Origin of the sequence: Pseudomonas sp. K5002 (assembly GCF_013386655.1) — a bacterium.
GTDB lineage: Bacteria > Pseudomonadota > Gammaproteobacteria > Pseudomonadales > Pseudomonadaceae > Aquipseudomonas.
In genome coordinates this window covers 1-588 of sequence record NZ_JACARK010000860.1, presented here as the reverse complement: position 1 = coordinate 588, position 588 = coordinate 1, and the positions used below count along the sequence as shown (strand labels likewise).

At 63.4% G+C, this 588-nt stretch carries 1 protein-coding gene; it reads left to right on the top strand.

Going from position 1 to position 588, the window contains the following annotated elements:
• On the top strand, positions 1-588 hold a 588-nt coding region (locus tag HX846_RS30060), incomplete at both ends, for a PfkB family carbohydrate kinase (RefSeq protein ID WP_256740105.1).

The following is a 588-nucleotide window of genomic DNA, read 5'->3' as shown; positions in this document are numbered from 1 at the left end:
GCCCTGGTGCTGCTGGGCCTCAAGGACCGCGAAACCTTCCCGCTGGTGTTCTACCGCGAGAACTGCGCCGACATGGCCCTGCGCGCCGAAGACATCAGTGAAGCGTTCATTGCTTCCAGCAAGGCGCTGCTGATCACCGGTACCCACTTCTCCACCGACGGCGTGTACAAGGCCAGCATCCAGGCCCTGGACTACGCCGAGAAGCACAACGTCAAACGCGTGCTCGACATCGACTACCGCCCGGTGCTCTGGGGCCTGGCCGGCAAGGCCGATGGCGAAACCCGGTTTGTGGCCGACCAGAATGTCAGCCAGCACGTGCAGAAAATCCTCCCGCGTTTTGACCTGATCGTCGGCACCGAAGAAGAATTCCTGATTGCCGGTGGCAGTGAAGATTTGCTCACGGCATTGCGCACGGTGCGTGGCCTGACCTCGGCCACCCTGGTGGTCAAGCTTGGCCCCCAGGGCTGCACGGTGATCCACGGCGATATCCCGGCCCGCCTTGAAGACGGCGCGATCTACCCCGGGGTACGGGTGGAAGTACTCAACGTGCTGGGCGCCGGCGATGCCTTCATGTCCGGCTTCCTCAGC